General features: G+C 64.2%; 17 protein-coding genes. 16 read left to right on the top strand and 1 reads right to left on the bottom strand.

The features are described 5' to 3' along the window. Positions 1–108: 108 nt before the first annotated feature. Positions 109–480, bottom strand: a complete 372-nt coding sequence (locus IEX85_RS01125; RefSeq protein ID WP_229721736.1) for a DUF2938 family protein — start codon at positions 478–480, stop codon at positions 109–111. 154 nt (positions 481–634) lie between these two features. Here IEX85_RS01125 and leuC point away from each other — a divergent pair, with 154 nt between their 5' ends. The 16 genes from leuC to IEX85_RS01205 all read left to right on the top strand — a co-directional run bounded on the left by leuC (position 635) and on the right by IEX85_RS01205 (position 19,420). Further along, positions 635–2,056: a 3-isopropylmalate dehydratase large subunit gene (gene leuC / locus IEX85_RS01130; protein WP_188857477.1), complete on the top strand. Its 1,422-nt coding sequence runs from the start codon at positions 635–637 to the stop codon at positions 2,054–2,056. A gap of 18 nt (positions 2,057–2,074) precedes the next feature. Continuing rightward, positions 2,075–2,722: a 3-isopropylmalate dehydratase small subunit gene (leuD, locus tag IEX85_RS01135; RefSeq protein WP_188857479.1), complete on the top strand. Its 648-nt coding sequence runs from the start codon at positions 2,075–2,077 to the stop codon at positions 2,720–2,722. Positions 2,723–2,732: 10 nt separating this feature from the next. Next, positions 2,733–3,815 (top strand): 3-isopropylmalate dehydrogenase, encoded by a 1,083-nt coding sequence (gene leuB, locus IEX85_RS01140; RefSeq protein ID WP_188857481.1) that lies wholly within the window; start codon positions 2,733–2,735, stop codon positions 3,813–3,815. A gap of 295 nt (positions 3,816–4,110) precedes the next feature. Next, positions 4,111–5,223 (top strand): aspartate-semialdehyde dehydrogenase, encoded by a 1,113-nt coding sequence (asd, locus tag IEX85_RS01145; protein ID WP_188857482.1) that lies wholly within the window; start codon positions 4,111–4,113, stop codon positions 5,221–5,223. Between the two features lie 108 nt (positions 5,224–5,331). Continuing rightward, a complete protein-coding gene (locus tag IEX85_RS01150; RefSeq protein WP_188857488.1) occupies positions 5,332–6,348 on the top strand; it encodes an aspartate-semialdehyde dehydrogenase in 1,017 nt (338 codons plus the stop codon). A gap of 174 nt (positions 6,349–6,522) precedes the next feature. After that, positions 6,523–9,528: a FimV/HubP family polar landmark protein gene (locus tag IEX85_RS01155; RefSeq protein WP_188857489.1), complete on the top strand. Its 3,006-nt coding sequence runs from the start codon at positions 6,523–6,525 to the stop codon at positions 9,526–9,528. Positions 9,529–9,559: 31 nt separating this feature from the next. Further along, positions 9,560–10,405, top strand: a complete 846-nt coding sequence (truA, locus tag IEX85_RS01160) for a tRNA pseudouridine(38-40) synthase TruA (RefSeq protein WP_188857491.1) — start codon at positions 9,560–9,562, stop codon at positions 10,403–10,405. A 52-nt stretch (positions 10,406–10,457) separates the two neighbouring features. Next, on the top strand, positions 10,458–11,081 hold the full coding sequence (locus IEX85_RS01165; RefSeq protein ID WP_229721737.1) for a phosphoribosylanthranilate isomerase: 624 nt from the start codon (positions 10,458–10,460) through the stop codon (positions 11,079–11,081). A gap of 13 nt (positions 11,082–11,094) precedes the next feature. After that, entirely contained in the window at positions 11,095–12,285 is a 1,191-nt protein-coding gene (gene trpB / locus IEX85_RS01170) for a tryptophan synthase subunit beta (RefSeq protein ID WP_188858170.1), read from the top strand. Positions 12,286–12,307: 22 nt separating this feature from the next. Further along, positions 12,308–13,111 (top strand): tryptophan synthase subunit alpha, encoded by an 804-nt coding sequence (trpA, locus tag IEX85_RS01175; protein WP_188857494.1) that lies wholly within the window; start codon positions 12,308–12,310, stop codon positions 13,109–13,111. A gap of 49 nt (positions 13,112–13,160) precedes the next feature. Then, positions 13,161–14,024: an acetyl-CoA carboxylase, carboxyltransferase subunit beta gene (gene accD / locus IEX85_RS01180; protein ID WP_188857495.1), complete on the top strand. Its 864-nt coding sequence runs from the start codon at positions 13,161–13,163 to the stop codon at positions 14,022–14,024. Positions 14,025–14,167: 143 nt separating this feature from the next. Continuing rightward, positions 14,168–15,430 carry a bifunctional tetrahydrofolate synthase/dihydrofolate synthase gene (gene folC / locus IEX85_RS01185; protein WP_188857497.1) on the top strand — a complete coding sequence of 421 codons (1,263 nt, stop codon included), beginning with the start codon at positions 14,168–14,170 and terminating at the stop codon, positions 15,428–15,430. Between the two features lie 3 nt (positions 15,431–15,433). Then, positions 15,434–15,997, top strand: coding sequence for an SPOR domain-containing protein (locus IEX85_RS01190; RefSeq protein ID WP_188857498.1), 564 nt, complete (start codon positions 15,434–15,436; stop codon positions 15,995–15,997). A gap of 62 nt (positions 15,998–16,059) precedes the next feature. Beyond that, entirely contained in the window at positions 16,060–16,554 is a 495-nt protein-coding gene (locus tag IEX85_RS01195) for a CvpA family protein (protein WP_188857500.1), read from the top strand. Between the two features lie 61 nt (positions 16,555–16,615). Beyond that, complete coding sequence (gene purF, locus IEX85_RS01200; RefSeq protein ID WP_188857501.1) at positions 16,616–18,139, top strand: amidophosphoribosyltransferase; 1,524 nt, start codon at positions 16,616–16,618, stop codon at positions 18,137–18,139. Positions 18,140–18,208: 69 nt separating this feature from the next. Continuing rightward, entirely contained in the window at positions 18,209–19,420 is a 1,212-nt protein-coding gene (locus IEX85_RS01205; RefSeq protein WP_188857503.1) for an O-succinylhomoserine sulfhydrylase, read from the top strand. Positions 19,421–19,659: the final 239 nt, after the last annotated feature.

Raw genomic sequence — 19,659 nt, forward strand, 5'->3', positions numbered from 1 at the left:
CCATTGGTCTGATGCCGGAATCCTACCGCGTCGGGGCCGTTATTTGCTCCTGCGTACTTACATATATGCGATCCACGGCAATAAGCCGGCGGGTATCGAAATGCGACTTTACGCCGGGTGAAAAAGGCGCAGCGACCAGGCCGTCAGGTAGAGCCCCAGCCCGAAGACGGTATGGTTGAGCAGGCTCTGGAGGCGGGCGGCATTCGGACGGGGCGTGCGGGATGCGGCGATGCCGGCGCCCATGCCGGGTTGCATCAGCAGAAACGGTGCCGCGACGGTGCCAATCCCGACGATCAGCGCGGGTCCGATCGACGGACGCGATATCCAGCTGGTTCCCCAGATAATGATCAGCAGCGCCGCGTACGCGATGCCTGTCAGGTAATGGGCGCTCCAGCCGATCAGCTTTTCGCCTTTTACGGCTGCGGATCTGGCGATGGCCTCAATCGTGGGATCGATCCTATGAAAAGCTAAAAAGTACACAAGGTACGGTCTTGACGCCCAGCTATTCCACTCAGGAATAAAAGCTAGAAAAAATATGAGTTTGTTTTCTGCAATGCGGTCCCTTAGGATGCGTCAAACGATAGCGGGGAACGGACCCGCAAAAGACACGAGCAATGCCTGAGAGGAACAGACGATGGCCGGTAAAACGCTTTACGACAAGCTCTGGCAGGACCATCTGGTACGCCAGAACGAGGATGGCAGTGCCCTCATTTACATCGATCGCCAGCTGCTGCACGAGGTAACCTCGCCGCAGGCGTTCGAAGGTCTGCGTCTGGCCGGACGCAGGCCGTGGCGCATCGACGCCAACCTGGCGACGCCGGACCACAATGTACCGACCACCGACCGTTCCACGGGCGTAGACGGCATTCAGGATCCGGTTTCGCGCATTCAGGTGAAAACCCTGGACGAGAACTGCGAATCCTTCGGCATTACCGAATTCAAGATGAACGACCATCGCCAGGGCATCGTGCACGTGGTCGGGCCGGAGCAGGGCGCCACGCTGCCGGGCATGACCGTGGTCTGCGGTGACTCCCATACCTCCACCCATGGCGCCTTCGCGACGCTGGCGCACGGTATCGGCACCTCCGAGGTCGAGCACGTGCTGGCGACCCAGTGCCTGATCACCAAGAAGATGAAGAACATGCTGGTGCGTGTCGACGGTGAGCTCGGCACCGGTGTGACCGCCAAGGACGTCGTTCTGCACGTGATCGGCGTAATCGGTACCGCGGGCGGCACCGGCTATGCGATCGAGTTCGGCGGCTCGGCGATTCGTTCGCTGTCGATGGAAGGCCGCATGACCATCTGCAATATGGCGATCGAGGCGGGCGCGCGCGTCGGTCTCGTGGCCTGCGACCAGACCACCATCGACTACGTCAGGGGCCGCACCTATTCGCCGACCGGCGAGAACTGGGATCGCGCCGTCGAAGCCTGGCAGGATCTGGTCTCCGACGATGACGCCGAGTTCGACACCGTGGTCGAGATTGCCGCAGCCGATATCGAGCCGCAGGTCACCTGGGGCACGTCTCCGGAAATGGTCACCGGCGTCAGCGGCGAGGTGCCGAACCCGGCCGACGAGGCCGATGCGGTGAAGCGCGAGGGCTACACCCGTGCGCTGCAGTACATGGGACTCGGCGCCAACCAGAAGATCACCGATATCCAGCTCGACCGCGTCTTCATCGGTTCCTGCACCAACTCCCGAATCGAAGACCTGCGCGAAGCGGCGGCGGTGGTCAAGGGCCGCAAGGTGGCCGCAACTCTGAAGCAGGCGCTGGTGGTGCCGGGCTCGGGGCTGGTCAAGGCCCAGGCCGAGGCCGAAGGCCTGGACCGCATCTTCACCGACGCCGGTCTCGAGTGGCGCGAACCGGGCTGCTCCATGTGCCTGGCGATGAACCCGGACAAGCTGGGGCAGGGCGAGCACTGCGCCTCGACCTCGAACCGCAACTTCGAGGGCCGTCAGGGCTTTGGCGGGCGCACCCACCTGGTGAGCCCGGCGATGGCGGCGGCGGCGGCCATTGCCGGCCATTTCGTCGACGTGCGCGAATTCGTCAAACAGTAATCGCGAAGGAGACCCATGATGAACAAATTTACGCAGCACCAGGGGATCGTCGCGCCGCTGGATCGCGCCAACGTCGATACCGACCTGATCATTCCGAAACAGTTTCTCAAGTCGATCAAGCGCAGCGGCTTCGGTCCCAACCTGTTCGACGAACTGCGCTACCTCGACGAGGGGCAGCCGGACCAGGACTGCAGCGGGCGTCCGCTGAACCCGGATTTCGTGCTCAACAAGGCCCGCTACCAGGGCACCAGCATCCTGCTGGCGCGCAAGAACTTCGGCTGCGGCTCGAGCCGGGAGCACGCGCCCTGGGCGCTCGAGGATTTCGGTATCCGCGCCATTATCGCGCCGAGCTTCGCCGATATCTTCTACAACAACTGTTTCAAGAACGGTCTGCTGCCGATCGTGCTGGACGAGGCTGTCGTCGATCAGCTGTTCGCCGAAACCGAAGCCAGCGAGGGCTACCAGCTGTCGATCGATCTGGAGCGCCAGTGTGTGATCAAGCCGGACGGCAGCGAGATTGCGTTCGAGGTCGACGCCTTCCGCAAGCACTGCCTGCTGAACGGTCTGGACGATATCGGTCTGACGCTGCAGTATGCCGACGACATCCGGGACTACGAAACCAAGCGTCGTGCCAGCGCGCCCTGGCTGTTCGATACGATCAAATAGGATATTGATAATGAGCAAACAAGTTCTGATTCTGCCGGGCGACGGCATCGGTCCGGAAATCGTGCGCGAAGCGCGTCGCGTGCTGGAAGCGGTCAACACCCGGTACAGCCTCGGTCTGGAGCTCGACGAAGCGCTGGTGGGCGGCGCGGCAATCGACGCCACCGGCAAGCCGCTGCCGGATGAAACCCTGGCGGCGGCCAAGGCCGCCGATGCCATTCTGCTGGGTGCGGTCGGCGGTCCGAAGTGGGATACCATCCCGGACTTTTCGATCCGTCCGGAAAAGGGCCTGCTGGGCATCCGTTCGTCCCTGGGTCTGTTCGGCAACCTGCGCCCGGCGATTCTGTATCCGCAGCTGGCGCACGCCTCCAGCCTGAAGCCCGAAGTGGTATCGGGCCTGGATATCCTGATCGTGCGCGAGCTGACCGGCGGCATCTATTTCGGCCAGCCGCGCGGCATCCGCGAGAAGGAAGGCGGTATCCGCGAAGGCTTCAACACCTACGTCTACGACGAGAACGAAATCCGCCGCATCGGCCGGGTCGCGTTCGAGGCGGCGCGGGCGCGCAACAAGCGTCTGTGCTCGGTCGACAAGGCCAACGTGCTGGAAGTCACAGTGCTGTGGCGCGAGATCATGAACGACCTGGCGAAGGAATACCCGGACGTCGAGCTGTCGCACATGTACGTCGACAACGCCGCGATGCAGCTGGTGCGCGCACCGAAGCAGTTCGACGTCATGGTGACCGGCAACATGTTCGGTGACATCCTGTCCGATGCCGCGGCCATGCTCACTGGTTCCATCGGCATGCTGCCGTCCGCTTCGCTGGACGAAAGCGGCAAGGGCATGTACGAGCCGTGCCACGGTTCGGCGCCGGATATCGCCGGCCAGGGTATCGCCAACCCGTTGGCAACCATCCTCTCAGCCGCTATGATGTTACGTTACTCTCTCGATGCCGGGGACGCCGCGGATCGGATCGAGGCCGCTGTCAGCAGCGTGCTGGATCAGAATCTGCGCACCGCCGACATCATGTCGTCGGGCATGACCCGCGTCAGCACGTCGGAGATGGGAGACGCGGTTCTGGCCGCGCTCAACGCCTGACGTTGGCCCCCCGCGGTTGAGTGGCGGGGGCGATAAGGCCGTAACGACAGCCGGTTCCGCGCGAGCCGGCTTTTGTATATGCAGCGACCGGCAACGCCGTTGCCGGTCGACATCGTCGTTCAACGGTTATTGAAATAAGGATGGCGGCGGCAGCGACAGCGCTGCCGCGCCGGCGGTTCCCGAGGGTAGTTCGCCGGTCGCGCCACAAGTGTCACCAGGGAGGTCGCAGATTCCGGGTACTCAGCCGTTAACAGGCGAAGGCTCCGGCGGCCCCCTTTTCAACATGGGGAAGATAATGAAGCGTGTAGGTTTTGTAGGTTGGCGAGGCATGGTCGGTTCCGTGCTGATGCAGCGTATGCGAGACGAGCGGGACTTCGATCTGATTGAAGAACCGGTCTTTTTCACCACCTCTCAGGTGGGCGAGGCGGGACCCGATATCGGTAAATCGATCCCGGCGCTCAAGGACGCCAACAGCATCGACGAACTGAAGCAGATGGATGCGATCATCTCCTGCCAGGGCGGCGACTACACCAAGGCGATCTTCCCGCAGCTGCGTGCCGCAGGCTGGCAGGGTTACTGGATCGACGCCGCCTCGTCGCTGCGTATGGACGACGACAGCCTGATTATCCTGGATCCGGTCAACCTGGACGTGATCAAGGATGGCCTGTCGCGTGGCGTGAAGAACTTCGTCGGCGGCAACTGCACCGTGTCGCTGATGCTGATGGGGCTTGGCGGCCTGTTCAAGGCCGGCCAGATCGAATGGCTCACCTCCATGACCTACCAGGCGGCATCCGGCGGCGGCGCGCGCCACATGCGCGAACTGATCAGCCAGATGGGCATCATCCATGGCTCGGTCGCCGACAAGCTGGACGCCTCCAGCGCCATCCTCGAGGTGGATCGCATCGTTGCCGAAACCATCCGCAGCGGTCAGATGCCGACCGACAACTTCGGCGTACCGCTGGCCGGCAGCCTGATCCCCTGGATCGACAGCGCACTGGAGAACGGTCAGAGCCGCGAGGAGTGGAAGGGCTTTGCCGAAACCAACAAGATCCTCGGTCTGTCCGCAAGCCCGGTACCGATCGACGGCACCTGCGTGCGTATCGGCGCGATGCGCTGCCACAGTCAGGCCTTCACCATCAAGCTGAAGCAGGACATCCCGGTCGACGAGATCGAGGGCATGCTGGCCGAGGCCAACGACTGGGTCAAGGTGATCCCGAACGATCGCGACCTCACCATGCAGGAACTGACCCCGGCCAAGGTTACCGGCACGCTGTCGGTGCCGGTCGGGCGTCTGCGCAAGATGAATATGGGGCCGCAGTACCTCAATGCCTTCAGTGTCGGCGATCAGCTGCTCTGGGGCGCCGCAGAACCGCTGCGCCGCATGCTGCGAATCCTGATGGCGGGCTGACCGGTCCGCGACAGCACCAATACGGCGGGCGTGCCTGATTTCATCACCGGGCCGTCCGTCTCCCTGCCAGCCCGACCGCGTTCGGGCTGGTCTGCGTTTGGAGATAAGATGACACAGACCTACAACGTCGCCGTAGTCGGCGCCACCGGCCTCGTCGGCGAAGCCATTGTCGAACTGCTGGAATCGCGCGACTTTCCGGTCGGCGAGCTGTTCGTACTGGCCAGCAATGAATCCGCCGGCAAGCCGGTGTACTTCAAGGGGCGCTCGATCAAGGTCGGCGACCTGGCCGATTTCGATTTCAGTCAGGTGCAGATCGCGCTGTTTTCCGCCGGTAGCGCGGTGGCGGCCGAGTATGCGCCGCGTGCGGTCGATGCCGGCTGCGTGGTCATCGACAACAGTTCGTGCTTTCGCAACGAGCCGGAGGTGCCGCTGGTGGTGCCGGAGGTCAACCCCGAGCGGGTGCGCGAGCACTGCGGCATTATCGCCAACCCCAACTGCTCCACCATCCAGATGCTGGTCGCGCTGGCGCCGATATACCGCTATGCCGGTATCCGGCGCATCAACGTCGCTACCTATCAGGCGGTATCCGGTGCCGGCCGTCAGGCGGTCGAGGAGCTGGCGCGCCAGACCGCGCTGCTGCTCAACGCCCGCGATGTCGACAACCAGCACTTCGCCAAGCAGATGGCGTTCAACGTGCTGCCGCAGATCGACAGCCTGGACGACAGTGGCTACAGCGGCGAAGAGCTGAAAATGGTCTGGGAAACGCGCAAGATTCTCGAGGATGACGAAATCGCCGTCACGCCGACCTGCGTCAGGGTGCCGGTATTCTTCGGTCACAGCGAGGCGGTGCACCTGGAAACCCGCGACCCGATCAGTGCGCTGGAGGTCCGCGAGCTGCTGCAGCAGGCGCCGGGCATAGAAGTGCTGGACGAAGCGCAGGACGGCGGCTGGGCCACGCCGGTCACGGAAGCTGCCGGCAAGGATGCGGTCTTTGTCAGCCGTATTCGCGAGGATATCACGGCCGAAAACGGCATCAATCTCTGGGTGGTGTCGGATAATGTTCGCAAGGGCGCGGCGCTGAATGCGGTGCAGATCGCGGAGCTGCTGATACGCGAACCTTTCTAAATGCACAGGTCGCGGGCGCGCCTGGCGGTCATGTGGCTGTGTTGCCGGGATTTGCAATCTTGGCGCCAGCCTTGACCGTCTCCGTGTTTATCATCAATACTTTGTCCGGTATTCGGAATCGCAACTTCCTGATTTACGGACGTATCTCGGAAGTGGACTGAAAGGAACAGGCAAATGTTTCGCAAACTTGCTGTAAGTCTAGCTGTAGCGGGAGTTCTGAGCGCCACCCAGGCCAGTGCGCTGGGGTTGGGTCAGATCCGAATCAAATCGGCACTCAACGAGCCGCTCGACGCGGAGATACAGCTGCTGCGGGTACGTGACCTGGATGCACAGCAGATTCAGCCGCAGATGGCGGATATGGATCAGTTTGCCATCGCCGGTATCGACCGTTCGCGCCTGGTTTCCAGCGTCCAGTTCTCGGTCGACGTCAGGCCCAATGGCACCGGTGTCATTCACATGACCTCGTCGCAGCCGGTGCGCGAACCCTTCCTCAACCTGCTGGTCGAGGTCAACTGGCCCAGCGGTCGACTGGTGCGCGAATACACGGTGCTGCTCGACCCGCCTGTCTTCGAGGCGGCCCCGGTTGCCGGCGCTGCTGCGCCTGTGCAGGCGCCGGTGAGCGTGGCTCCGACCCGCCCGGCCCCGACTCCGGTGAGGACGGTCGCGCCCGCGCCGAGCCGTTCGAGCGCGCCGGTCGATAACATCCGCACCCGTGCCGCTTCCAACCAGGTCTTCGTCGAAACCCAGGATACGCTGGGCGCGCTGGCGCGACGTCATTCCCCGGGCGGCGGCACCACGCTGAACCAGATGATGCTGGCGCTTCAGCGCAAGAACCCCCAGGCCTTCCCCAACGGCAATATCAACTTCCTGAAGGCCGGGATGGTGCTGGATCTGCCGACGCTGGAAGAAGTTCGGGCGCTGAGCCCGGCGGACGCCAACCGCGAAGTCTCGCGCCAGATGCAGGCGTGGAAAACCGGCAACCGCAGCGCCGCGGCGCCCAGCACACCCCAGACGGACGGCTCAAAAAAAAAGCCGGTAGCCCCGTCTGACTCCCAGGCCGAAGCGACCCCCGCGTCGCAGCCTCAGCTGAAGATCCTCACCCCCGAGGATACCGGCAGCGAAGAGGTGGCTGAGGAGACGGCCGGGGCAGAACAGGCCGCACCTTCCGTCGCCGCCTCGACGCCTGAAGCCAAGGCGTTGCTCGAGCGCAACGAGGCACTGGAAAACCAGCTTGCCGTTACCCAGGAAACCGTTGACCGCGTGGAGCGGGAAAACGCCGAGCTGAACGAAAAACTCACCGCCATCACCCAGCAGCTGGAGACGCTGCAGCGTTTGCTGGAACTCAAGGACCAGCAGATGGCGGCGCTGCAGACGCAGCTGCAACAGGTGCAGGAAACACCGCAACAGCCGGCCGCCGCGCCGGCGCCGCCAAATCAGCCGCCGTCCGGTCTTGTCGATACCCTGACCGGCAATCCTGCCTACATGGCCGGCATCGGTGCCGTGATCGGCGCGCTGCTGGTGGCCCTGCTGGGACTGCTGCGGCGTCGCAAGGACAGCGAAGCCAGGCCCTACAACGTCGAAACCGCTGAGGCGCCGGCGCCGGCGGCCGGAATCGCCACCGGCGCCGCAGCGGTTGCCGCGGGCGCCGTTGCCGCCGAGGCGCTGTCCGACGAGCAGCCGGCCGAAGAGGCAGCGGGCGAAAAAGCCGTTACCGCGCAGAGCGGGCAGCCGGCGCAGGCCGACGAACTCGACCTCGATATGGACCTCGATCTGGACCTGCCGCTCGACGAGGCGGCGGCCGCGGAGAAGCAGGCGACCGATGACGAGTTCGACCTCAGCCTCGACGGTGCTTTCGAGGAAGAATCCCTGCCGGATGACCGGGTGAGCGATATCGCCGAGGTCGATGACGAGGAGTTCGATCTCAGCTTCGATACCGAACTGGAAGGCGACGACGAGCCGATGCCGAACGCGGACGCCGAGGACGAAGTCGACGACACCCTGGACGAGATCCTCGGTGACGCCATGGGCGACGAGGAGGAAGCGGAGCGGGCGGACCTTCGCTCCGGCATGGGGCAGCTCGAGTCGCTGGCGGATGCCGATGACGAGCCGGAGGACACCCTCGAAAGTCTGGGGCTGGATTCTGTGATCGCGGCCAGCGACGTGCCGAAGCAGCCGGAAGAAGAGGCGATCGATTTTTCCGGCAAGGGTCAGGTCGATGCGCTCGACCGTTCCGACGAGGAAGCCGAGGAGTACCGCCTGTCGATGGTGCAGCCTGTCGTTGCCGATGACGACGAAGACCTGCTTGGCGGTGGCGCGGTCAGCTCGCAGGAAACGGCGCCGGACGAGCCGGCCGCTCAGGACGAGACCTCCGAGGTCGATGAAAGTCCGGCGGAACCGGCCTTCGAATTCGACGACACCGAGTCTGCGGCGCCGCAGCAGGACGAGACCCTCGCCGAGGCGCCCGAGAGCCCGGCCTTCGAGTTCGACGAGGATTTCGAAAGCGCCGGCGAGAGCCCTGCCCGGGCGGTCGAGCCGGAAGCCGAGACCGAAGTCAGCGAGGACGATATCGACGCCATCCTGGCGCAGGCCGGTGCCGAGCTGACGCTGGAGGATGAGCCCGAGGCGACTGCGGAGCAGGAGGCTGCGCAGGAGTCGGTTGCGGCAGAGACTGCCGATGACGATGGTCTCAGCCTGCACCCGGACCTCGAAGAGTTGCTGTCGAGCCACGAAGCCGGTCAGGACGAGGATGCCCTGACGCTCGAGGACGACGCCTCCGGCGACGACGAGGATCTCGACGAAATGCTGGCGGCGCTGGAGAAGGGCTTTCCCGGCGACTCCGGCGACGAGCTGAGCGAAGTCGAGGAAGAGCTGACCACCAATATCGCCCATGACCTCGAGGACGACGATTCGGATCTGGACTCGGAGCTCGAGGCCCTGCTCGGTTCGGTCGACGACGAAATCGCGCTCGACGAGTCCGGTGCCGACGACGAGGATCTGGGCATGGAAGGGCTCGAATTCCTCGACGGCACCGACGAGGTCGAAACCAAGCTCGATCTCGCCCGCGCCTATATCGACATGGAAGACCGCGACGGCGCCAAGGATATTCTGTCCGAGATCCTCAGCGAGGGCAGCGACAAGCAGCAGCAGGAAGCGCGCAAACTGATGGAGTCCCTGAGCTGACCGGGAGTCGGCTCTTTTCCCAGAGCATTCAATGAAGTCCGATACAGAAACCACCACGGGGGCGATTTCGATCGCCCCCGTCCGTTATGCCCTGTGCGTCGAATATGCCGGGGCGGCCTATCATGGCTGGCAGGCGCAGAAAACCGGCAATGTGACCAGCGTGCAGGCAACCCTGGAGCGGGCCCTGAGCCGTATTGCCAACGAGCCTGTCAGCGTCGTCTGCGCCGGACGTACCGACGCCGGCGTCAACGGCACCTATCAGATCATCCATTTCGATAGCCGGGCGCGGCGCGACGAGCGGGCCTGGGTGCTGGGTACCAACAGCCACCTGCCGGACGATATCGCGGTACGCTGGGCGCGCCAGGTCGACGAGCGCTTTCACGCCCGCTTTTCCGCCCGCGAGCGCCGTTACCGCTACCTGATCTACAGTGCGCCGGTGAAACCGGCGTTGCTGGCGCGGGGCATTACCTGGACCTACAAGGCACTCGACGTCGGGCGCATGAATGCCGGCGCGGTCCATCTGGTCGGGGAGCACGACTTCACCTCCTACCGGGCGGTCGGCTGTCAGGCCAAAAGCCCGATCCGCGAGGTGCGGGCGCTCGAGGTGTACCGCAGCGGCGAGCTGATCGTCATCGACGTTCGCGCCAACGCCTTTTTGCACCACATGGTACGGAATATCGCCGGCGTACTGATGAAAATCGGCGCAGGGGAGGCGGAGCCCGGCTGGGCTGAGGAAGTGCTGCACGCCAGGGACCGGCGTCAGGGCGGCATCACCGCGCCGCCCTGGGGGCTTTATTTCGTCGATGTCGACTATCCCGCCGAATTCGGGTTGCCGGCATCGTCCCTGGGGCCTTTCTTCCTCGACCGTGCGGAATGACTTTCGCGGCGCCGATCTGGTACCATCAAGCGATTTCGGGGCCCGGTTAGCTGTGACACGAATCAAGATCTGCGGTATTACGACGCTCGAAGACGCCCTGGCGGCGGTCGAGTATGGCGCCCATGCGCTGGGTTTCGTGTTCTACGAGCCCAGCCCGCGTTATGTCGAGCCCGAGGTCGCGGCCCGCATCATCGCGGCTCTGCCGCCGTTCGTGACCACAACGGCGCTGTTCGTCGATGCGCCGGCGGCGCGTATCGAGTCGGTGCTGGCGACCACGGGCGTCGACCTGCTGCAGTTTCACGGCGATGAACCGGAATCCGGGTGCCGGTCGTACAACCGCCCCTATATCAAGGCGTTACGGATGAAATCAGGCCTTGACCTCGCCGCTGCAGTCGCGGAATATCCCTCCGCCCGCGGCATCCTGCTGGATGCCTACCGGCCCGGAGTTCCCGGCGGTACCGGCGAGTCGTTCGACTGGTCGCGCATTCCCGTCGATCTGGCCCCGCGCATCGTGCTGGCCGGCGGCCTTACGCCGGACAATATCGCCGACGGGGTGCGCCAGGTGCGGCCCTTTGCCGTAGACGTCAGTGGCGGCGTGGAACGCGCCAAGGGCGTCAAGGATCACAACAAATTGAAGCAGTTTATCGAAGAGGTGGCACGTGCCGACAAAAGCTGAACTGGCTGCGCTGATGCAGTTGCCGGATGATCGCGGACATTTCGGACCCTACGGTGGGTGCTTCGTCTCCGAGACCCTGATTTCCGCGCTCCAGGATCTGGATCGCACCTACGAGGAAATGCGTCGGGATCCGGTCTTTCAGGCCGAGTTCGACGCCGATCTGGCGCACTACGTGGGGCGCCCGTCGCCGCTCTATTTCGCCGAGCGACTGTCGCGCGAGAACGGCGGTGCGCGGATCTATCTCAAGCGTGAAGACCTCAATCACACCGGCGCCCACAAGGTGAACAACACCATCGGTCAGGCGCTGCTGGCCAAGAGAATGGGCAAGCCCCGCGTGATCGCGGAGACCGGCGCCGGCCAGCACGGCGTGGCGTCGGCAACCGTCGCCGCGCGCCTCGGGCTCGAGTGCCAGGTGTACATGGGCGTCGAAGACGTGCGGCGTCAGGCGCTCAACGTCTACCGCATGAAACTGCTCGGTGCCGAGGTCATCGCCGTCGAGTCCGGCACCCGTACCCTGAAGGATGCCATGAACGAGGCGATGCGCGACTGGGTGACCAACGTCGACAGCACCTACTACATCATCGGCACCGCCGCAGGTCCCCATCCGTATCCGAAACTGGTGCGCGATTTTCAGGCCATCATCGGCCGCGAAGCGCGGCAGCAGTGCCTCGACCAGGTCGGGCGTCTGCCGGATGCGCTGGTCGCCTGTGTCGGCGGCGGCTCCAACGCTATCGGCCTGTTCCATCCGTTCATCGCTGACGAGGGCGTGCGCATGGTCGGCGTCGAGGCCGGCGGCTACGGTCTCGAGACCGGTCAGCACGCGGCGCCGCTGTCGGCCGGGCGCCCCGGCGTGCTGCACGGCAACCGCACCTACCTGATGGAGGACGATGCGGGCCAGATCATCGGTACCCATTCGGTATCGGCTGGGCTCGATTACCCGGGCGTAGGGCCGGAGCACTCCTGGCTCAAGGACTGCGGCCGGGCCGAGTACGTCGCCGCGACGGACGAGGAAGCGCTCGATGCCTTCCGCACCCTGACCCGCGTCGAGGGCATCATGCCGGCGCTGGAGTCGAGCCACGCGGTGGCGCACGCGCTGAAGATGGCCCGCGAGATGGACAAGGACGACGTCATCGTCGTCAACCTCTCGGGCCGTGGCGACAAGGATATCCACACCGTTGCCAGCATCGATGGCATCGAGTTCTGAGCTGCTGGAGAACAGATTGCACATGAGTCGTATTGAAAACTGTTTCGCCCGTCTCGAGCAGAGCGGGCGCAAGGCACTGATCCCCTACGTGACCGGCGGCGACCCGGAGCCTGCGGTTACGGTGCCGCTGATGCATGCGCTGGTTGCCGCCGGCGCCGACATTATCGAACTCGGCGTGCCGTTTTCCGACCCCATGGCCGACGGTCCGGTGATCCAGCTGGCCTGCGAGCGCGCGCTTGCCCACGGCACGCGCCTGCTCGATATCCTCGACATGGTGCGCCAGTTCCGTGAGCAGGACAGCGAGACCCCGGTGGTGCTGATGGGCTACCTGAATCCGGTGGAGGCCATTGGTTACGCCAACTTCGCCTCCCGTGCCCGTGAGGCCGGCGTCGACGGCGTGCTGACGGTGGATCTGCCGCCGGAAGAGGCGGACGAGGTCGTCGAGCTGTTCCGCAAGGAAGGGCTCGACACCATCTTCCTGCTGGCGCCGACCACCGGGGAGTCGCGGATACGCTCGGTATGCGAAAAAGGCAGCGGCTACGTCTACTATGTTTCACTCAAGGGCGTTACCGGCTCTGCGACGCTGGACGTCAAGTCGGTGGAGGAGAAGCTCGCGCAGGTCCGCAAGTATACCGATCTGCCGGTAGGTGTAGGCTTTGGCATTCGCGACGAAGCGTCTGCCCGGGCGGTGTCCGAGGTTGCCGACGGCGTTATCGTCGGCAGTGTGCTGGTCAACCGCATTGCCGAGCTGACCCGTACGCCCGATGCGATCCCCGAACAGGTCTCCGAGATTATCGCCGGCATGCGTGCGGCGATGGATGCCTGATTACGCTTTTACAGACTGAACGAGTTTCCCGCGCAGGGAATGGAGCAACATGAGCAACTGGTTGGAAAAAATTGTCCCTTCGCTGGCCCGCAGCGCGCAGAGCCGTCGCGCCAGTGTGCCCGAAGGTCTCTGGAAGAAGTGCCCGAAATGCGAAGCGGTGCTGTACCGTCCCGAGCTGGACAAGAACCTCAATGTCTGCCCGAAGTGCGATCATCACATGCGTCTGGGCGCCCGCAAGCGTCTGGAGATGTTCCTCGACGAGGGTTCCCAGCGTGAAGTCGCCAGCGATGTCGAGCCGGTGGACCGGCTGAAGTTCAAGGATTCGAAGAAGTACAAGGATCGCCTCGTCGCGGCCCAGAAGGAGACCGGCGAGAAAGACGCCCTTATTGCGATGCGTGGTGACCTCGACGGTATGCCCATCGTTGCGGTGGCGTTCGAATTCCGCTTCATGGGCGGCTCCATGGGGGCGGTTGTCGGCGAGCGCTTCGTGCGCGCGGCCCGGATCAGCCTGGAAGAGGGCATCCCGCTGGTATGCTTCGCCGCATCCGGCGGTGCCCGCATGCAGGAAGCGCTGATCTCGCTTATGCAGATGGCGAAAACTTCGGCGGCGCTGGAAAAACTCCGCCTGGCCGGCATTCCGTTTATTTCGGTGCTGACCGACCCGGTATACGGCGGCGTATCGGCCAGCCTGGCGATGCTCGGCGATCTCAATATCGCCGAACCCAAGGCGCTGATCGGCTTCGCCGGTCCCCGCGTTATCGAGCAGACGGTGCGCGAAAAGCTGCCGGAGGGCTTCCAGCGCAGCGAATTCCTGCTCGAACACGGTCAGGTCGACATGATCGTCGACCGCAAGGATCTGCGCGCCCGTATCGGTTCGATACTGCGTAAGCTGACGCATCAGGACATGATCTGATCGACAGCGGCAACCTGGCAGCGGCCGGCAGTCTCACTGCCGGCCGCTGCGGTTTTCAGGCTGCAGTTGCAGCCGTGTAATTTTCCCTTTCACGGCACGGCGACGGGCAGCGTCCGCGGCGCCTGCCGGGCTGCAGAGCTGTTATGACACTGAACGACTGGTTAAGCCGCATTGAAGCCTGCCATCCCAGCGATATCGAGCTGGGTCTCGATCGCGTCCGCGAGGTTGCCAGCGCCATGGCGCTCGATTTCGGCGACAGCCGCATCGTGACGATTGCCGGCACCAACGGCAAAGGCTCCACCCAGACCTTCCTCGAGCAGATGCTGCGCGCCAGCGGCCTCAGCACGGGCTGTTACAGCTCGCCACACTTTCTGCGCTACAACGAAAGGGTGCGCATCGATGGCGAGCCGGCTGGCGATGATGAACTCTGCGCGGCGTTTGCGGCGGTCGAGGCGGCGCGGGGCGATACTGCGCTGACCTATTTCGAGTTCGGCACCCTGGCCGCGCTGCGGATATTCGCCGACCGCCGCCCCGACGTGGTGCTGCTCGAGGTCGGTCTCGGCGGCCGCCTGGATGCGGTCAATATCGTCGATCCCGACGTCGCCCTCCTGACCACGGTAGCGCTGGATCATACCGACTGGCTCGGCGATACCCGGGAGCTGATCGGGCGCGAGAAGGCCGGCATCTTTCGTGGCGCTCGCCCGGCGGTCTGCGGCGATCCGGAACCTCCGTCGAGTGTCGCCGAGGTGGCGGCCGGACTCGGCGCCGAGCTGCATCAGGTCGGGCAGACGTTCGGCTGGCGCGCGGAGGGCGAACGCTGGCACTGGCACGGGCGTGATCGCGACGGCCGCGAGGTGACGCTGAGCGATCTGCCGCTGCCCGGTCTGCCGACGCCCAACGCGGCGACGGCGCTGCAGGCGCTTTACCTGCTGCTGCAGGCCCCGGCGCGCGAGGCGATCGAAACCGGGCTGCGAAAGGCGGCCATGACCGGCCGCATGCAGCGGGTCGAACTCGACGGCGCGGACTGCATTCTCGATGTTGCCCACAACCCCGAGGCGGCGCAGTACATTGCCGGTCGCCTGGCGCAACAGCCGCCGGCGGGGCGCCGGTTCGTGCTGCTCGGTATGCTGGGTGACAAGGATGTCGGCGGCGTACTGTCGGCGCTGGCGCCGGTGACCGATGTCTGGTATCTGGCGGGTCTCGAGGGACCCCGGGCGCAGAGCGGCGAGCGACTGGCGCAGCGGCTGGAAACGGTGGCCCCGGGCGCAGAATTCAGTGTGCATGGCGATGTCGCGACAGCGCTGGCAGCGCTGCGGCGCGAACTGCAGCCCGACGACAGGGTGCTTATTGCCGGCTCTTTCTTTACCGTGAGCGCGGCGCTGTCCGCGCTGGAACTGACAGGCTGAAGGATGAATGAAGCACTTCGAAAACGGCTGATCGGCGCCGCCGCGGTGGTGGTCGCGGCGCTGGTGGTGTTTCCGCTGCTGTTCAGCGGCGACGGATACCGCGAACGGCATCTGCCGAGCAATATTCCCGAGGCGCCGGCTTTGCCCGAGGTGGTCGAGATAGTGCCCGAGGCGCCGCAGCTCGAGACCACCGAAGCGGTGGCGCCGCCCACCGAACCTCGCCCGATCGAGCCCATGCCCGCCCCCGAGGTGGTGAGTGAAGAGGCGCCGGCTCCGGCGCCGCTGCCGGATCTGAAACTGCACGAAGATCCGCCGGTGCTCGATCAGCAGAATGTGCCGGTCGCCTGGACGCTGCAGCTGGCCAGTTTCCGTGACGAATCCAACGCCAAGGCGTTGCGCAAGAAGCTGGTGGCGGCGGGGCACAAGGTTTACAGCCGCCGGATTGGCGATCTGGTCAAGGTCTACGTCGGGCCCGACGTGCAGCGCACCCGCCTCGAGGCGCTGCAGACCGAGCTCAAGAGCGACTTCGGGCTTAACGGCATTATCGTTCGTTTTACCACGCAATGAGCATTGGGTTGTCCGATACCCTCTGCTAGAATGCGCGCTGATTTCGGGATCCGATCGGGAACATGAACTGGGCTGACTGGACCATCATCGCAATTATTGCCATTTCGGGCCTTTTCAGCCTGAAGCGCGGCTTCGTACGGGAAGCGCTGTCGCTGGCGACCTGGATTGCGGCTTTCGTCGTTGCGCGGCTGTTTACGGCCCCGCTGGCAAACTTGCTCAAAGACGGCATCGACACTCCGTCGGCCCGTATCGCCGTTGCCTTTGCTATTCTATTTCTTGCCACTCTGATTGTCGGCGCGCTGGTCAGCGCCCTGGTCGCGGCGCTGGTGCAGGCGACCGGCCTCAGCAGTACCGACCGCATCCTGGGTGTCGGCTTCGGTATCGCCCGCGGCGGCCTGCTGATCGTGGTAATGGTCGCGCTGCTTGGCATCACCCCCGCGGTGGAGGATCCCTGGTGGCAAGAATCCCGATTAATTCCCCACTTCATCAAGATGGAGTCCTGGACGCGCGATCTGGCACAGGATGCTGTGCGCTCGATCTGGAACCTTGGTCAGTAGTGGGCAGCCATATCATTTCCAGCTTTACTAGGCTTTTCTGAACCCGTTCGAGGTGCGTTGCATGTGCGGTATTGTCGGCATTGTTGCCAAATCCTACGTTAACCAGACGATTTTCGACGCCCTGACGGTGTTGCAACATCGGGGACAGGATGCGGCCGGCATGGTGACCTGTGAAGGAAACCGGTTCTTCCTGCGGAAGGACAATGGCCTGGTCAACGAAGTGTTCCGCACCCGGCACATGAAACGACTGTCCGGCAACATGGGTATCGGCCATGTCCGCTACCCGACCGCGGGCAGCTCCAGCTCCGCCGAGGCGCAGCCGTTCTACGTCAACTCTCCCTACGGTATCGCGCTGGCCCACAACGGTAACCTGACCAACGCCGAGGAGCTGGCGGAGCAGATGTTCCGCGCCGACCTGCGCCATATCAACACCACCTCCGACTCCGAGGTGCTGCTCAACGTTTTCGCCCATGAACTGCAGCGCCAGGGCAAGCTGCGGCCGAGCGCCGAAGATATCTTCGCCGCGGTCGAGCGCGTTCACGAACGCTGCACCGGCGGTTATGCGGTGGTGGCGATGATCACCGGGTACGGCATCCTGGCGTTCCGCGATCCCCAGGGCATCCGTCCGGCCTGCTACGGCAGGCGCGAAACCGAGACCGGTTTCGAGTACATGGTCGCATCGGAAAGCGTGGCGCTGGATGTCTGCGGTTTTACCCGCGTGCGCGATATCGAGCCGGGCGAGGCCATCTACATCGATATCGATGGCAACGTGCATACCCAGCAGTGCGCCCGCGATACCTCCTACAACCCCTGCCTGTTCGAGTACGTTTACCTGGCGCGTCCGGATTCCATCATCGACGACGTCAACGTGCACAAGTCGCGCATGCTGATGGGCGAGAAGCTCGCCGCCAAGGTGCTGCGCGAGCGCCCGGATCACGATATCGACGTGGTGATTCCGATTCCGGATACCAGCCGCACCGCGGCGCTGGAAATGGCCAAGGCGCTGAAGGTCGACTTCCGCGAAGGCTTTATCAAGAACCGCTATATCGGCCGTACCTTCATCATGCCGGGGCAGGTGGAGCGCAAGAAGTCCGTGCGCCGCAAGCTCAACCCGATCGAAATGGAATTCCGCGACAAGGTGGTGATGCTGGTCGATGATTCCATCGTGCGCGGCACCACCTCCAAGCAGATCGTGCAGATGGCGCGCGACATGGGCGCCAAGAAGGTCTACTTTGCTTCCGCCGCGCCGGCGGTGCGCTTCCCCAACGTCTACGGTATCGACATGCCCTCGGCCCACGAACTGGTCGCCCACGGCCGCACCGAGGACGAAGTCGGCGCCTATATCGGCACCGACTGGATGCTGTACCAGGACCTCGAGGACCTGCAGGCCTGCGTCAGCGCCGGTAATGCCGATATCCGCAACTTCGATACCTCGGTATTCAACGGCAAGTACATCACCGGTGATGTCGATGCCGCCTACCTGGCGCGTCTGGAAGCCAAACGCAACGATGCCGCCAAGGCCGGTGAAAGCAGCCAGGACGCGAGCAGCAACGATACCAACGATCTGCACAACAAGATCGACTGAGGACAACCGGCAGGCGAGGCGCGGCCCGGGAAGGCGCGCCTGACCCTGCCCAGCAGTGGGGAGCGCAGTATGAGCAGTTTCGAGCGCGAAGAGCGTATACAGTTCGATCCGGATGGCAGCGAGTTCTCGACCCTGGCGGTGCGCGCCGGTCAGCGCCGCACCAGCGAGGGCGAGCACGGCGACCCGATCTTCACCACCTCCAGCTTCGTCTATTCCAGCGCCCGCGAGGCCGCAGCGCGCTTCGGCGGCGAGGAAGAGGGTAACGTCTATTCCCGCTTCACCAACCCGACGGTGCAGGGTTTCGAGCGCCGCATAGCGGCACTGGAAGGCGCCGAGGGTGCCGTCGCGACGGCCTCCGGCATGGCGGCGATTCTCAGCGTTGGCCTGTCGTTGCTGAAGCAGGGCGACCATATCGTCAGCTCCAACAGTATTTTCGGCTCCATTGTCTCGCTGTTCGACAAGTACCTGAGCCGCGCCGGTATCGAGACCACCTACGTCGATCCGAGCGACAACGACGCCTGGCGCGCGGCGATCCGTCCCGAGACCCGGCTGTTCTTCCTCGAGACGCCCTCCAATCCGCTGGCGCAGCTGGCGGATATCGAGGCGGTTGCGAAGATCGCCCACGAGCACGATATTTTGCTGGCGGTCGACAACTGCTTCTGCACCCCGGCGTTGCAGCGCCCGATCGAGTTCGGCGCCGATATCGTGATTCACTCCGCCACCAAGTTTCTCGACGGTCAGGGCCGTTGCGTCGGCGGTGCCGTCGTCGGTCCGGACAGACTGATGCAGGAAGTCCATGGTTTCATCCGCACCGCCGGCGCCTGCATGAGCCCGTTCAATGCCTGGGTGTTCATGAAAGGCCTGGAAACGCTCAAGCTGCGCATGGAAGCCCACTGCCGCAGCGCTCTCGCCATCGCACGCTGGCTCGACGAGCAGCCGGGTATCGAGAAGGTCTACTATGCGGGGCTGGAGAGCCATCCCCAGCACGCGCTGGCGCTCAAGCAGCAGTCGGCGTTCGGCGCGGTGGTGTCCTTCGAGGTCAGTGGCGATCGCGAGGCCGCCTGGCGTTTCGTCGACGCGACCCGGATGCTGTCCATCACCGGCAATCTTGGCGACACCAAGAGCACCATCACCCATCCGGCCACCACCACCCATGGCCGAATGACTCCGCAGGACCGCGCCCGTGCCGGTATTCGCGACAACCTGATCCGCGTCTCGGTGGGGCTCGAAGACCTCGAGGATATCAAGCGCGATCTGGCGCTCGGGCTCGCCGCGGTCTGACTGCCTATCCGGCAAGGCTGCACCCATCCTGCAGGTCTGGAGGGAGTAGGATGGGTGGAGCCGCACTGGCACAGGCTATCGGTCTGCGCCGTCGGTAAGGCGGCGCAACCCATCAAGAGTGTCCGATGCCTCCGTGATTTTCCGAGCGAACAAGATGGGTTACACGACGCCCTTTCCGAGTCGGCAACGGAAGCTGCGCACCGGGCTTCGTTGCACCCATCTACAGGTCTGGAGGGAGT

The sequence above is a fragment of the Marinobacterium nitratireducens genome (assembly GCF_014645375.1).
GTDB lineage: Bacteria > Pseudomonadota > Gammaproteobacteria > Pseudomonadales > Balneatricaceae > Marinobacterium_A > Marinobacterium_A nitratireducens.

Excerpts from the sequence above, each read along its gene's own strand:
- leuC (WP_188857477.1), top strand. The coding sequence starts at position 635 with ATGGCCGGTAAAACGCTTTACGACAAGCTCTGGCAGGACCATCTGGTA.
- leuD (WP_188857479.1), top strand. The coding sequence starts at position 2,075 with ATGAACAAATTTACGCAGCACCAGGGGATCGTCGCGCCGCTGGATCGC.
- leuB (WP_188857481.1), top strand. The coding sequence starts at position 2,733 with ATGAGCAAACAAGTTCTGATTCTGCCGGGCGACGGCATCGGTCCGGAA.
- asd (WP_188857482.1), top strand. The coding sequence starts at position 4,111 with ATGAAGCGTGTAGGTTTTGTAGGTTGGCGAGGCATGGTCGGTTCCGTG.
- IEX85_RS01150 (WP_188857488.1), top strand. The coding sequence starts at position 5,332 with ATGACACAGACCTACAACGTCGCCGTAGTCGGCGCCACCGGCCTCGTC.
- IEX85_RS01155 (WP_188857489.1), top strand. The coding sequence starts at position 6,523 with ATGTTTCGCAAACTTGCTGTAAGTCTAGCTGTAGCGGGAGTTCTGAGC.
- truA (WP_188857491.1), top strand. The coding sequence starts at position 9,560 with ATGAAGTCCGATACAGAAACCACCACGGGGGCGATTTCGATCGCCCCC.
- trpB (WP_188858170.1), top strand. The coding sequence starts at position 11,095 with ATGCAGTTGCCGGATGATCGCGGACATTTCGGACCCTACGGTGGGTGC.
- trpA (WP_188857494.1), top strand. The coding sequence starts at position 12,308 with ATGAGTCGTATTGAAAACTGTTTCGCCCGTCTCGAGCAGAGCGGGCGC.
- accD (WP_188857495.1), top strand. The coding sequence starts at position 13,161 with ATGAGCAACTGGTTGGAAAAAATTGTCCCTTCGCTGGCCCGCAGCGCG.
- folC (WP_188857497.1), top strand. The coding sequence starts at position 14,168 with ATGACACTGAACGACTGGTTAAGCCGCATTGAAGCCTGCCATCCCAGC.
- IEX85_RS01190 (WP_188857498.1), top strand. The coding sequence starts at position 15,434 with ATGAATGAAGCACTTCGAAAACGGCTGATCGGCGCCGCCGCGGTGGTG.
- IEX85_RS01195 (WP_188857500.1), top strand. The coding sequence starts at position 16,060 with ATGAACTGGGCTGACTGGACCATCATCGCAATTATTGCCATTTCGGGC.
- purF (WP_188857501.1), top strand. The coding sequence starts at position 16,616 with ATGTGCGGTATTGTCGGCATTGTTGCCAAATCCTACGTTAACCAGACG.
- IEX85_RS01205 (WP_188857503.1), top strand. The coding sequence starts at position 18,209 with ATGAGCAGTTTCGAGCGCGAAGAGCGTATACAGTTCGATCCGGATGGC.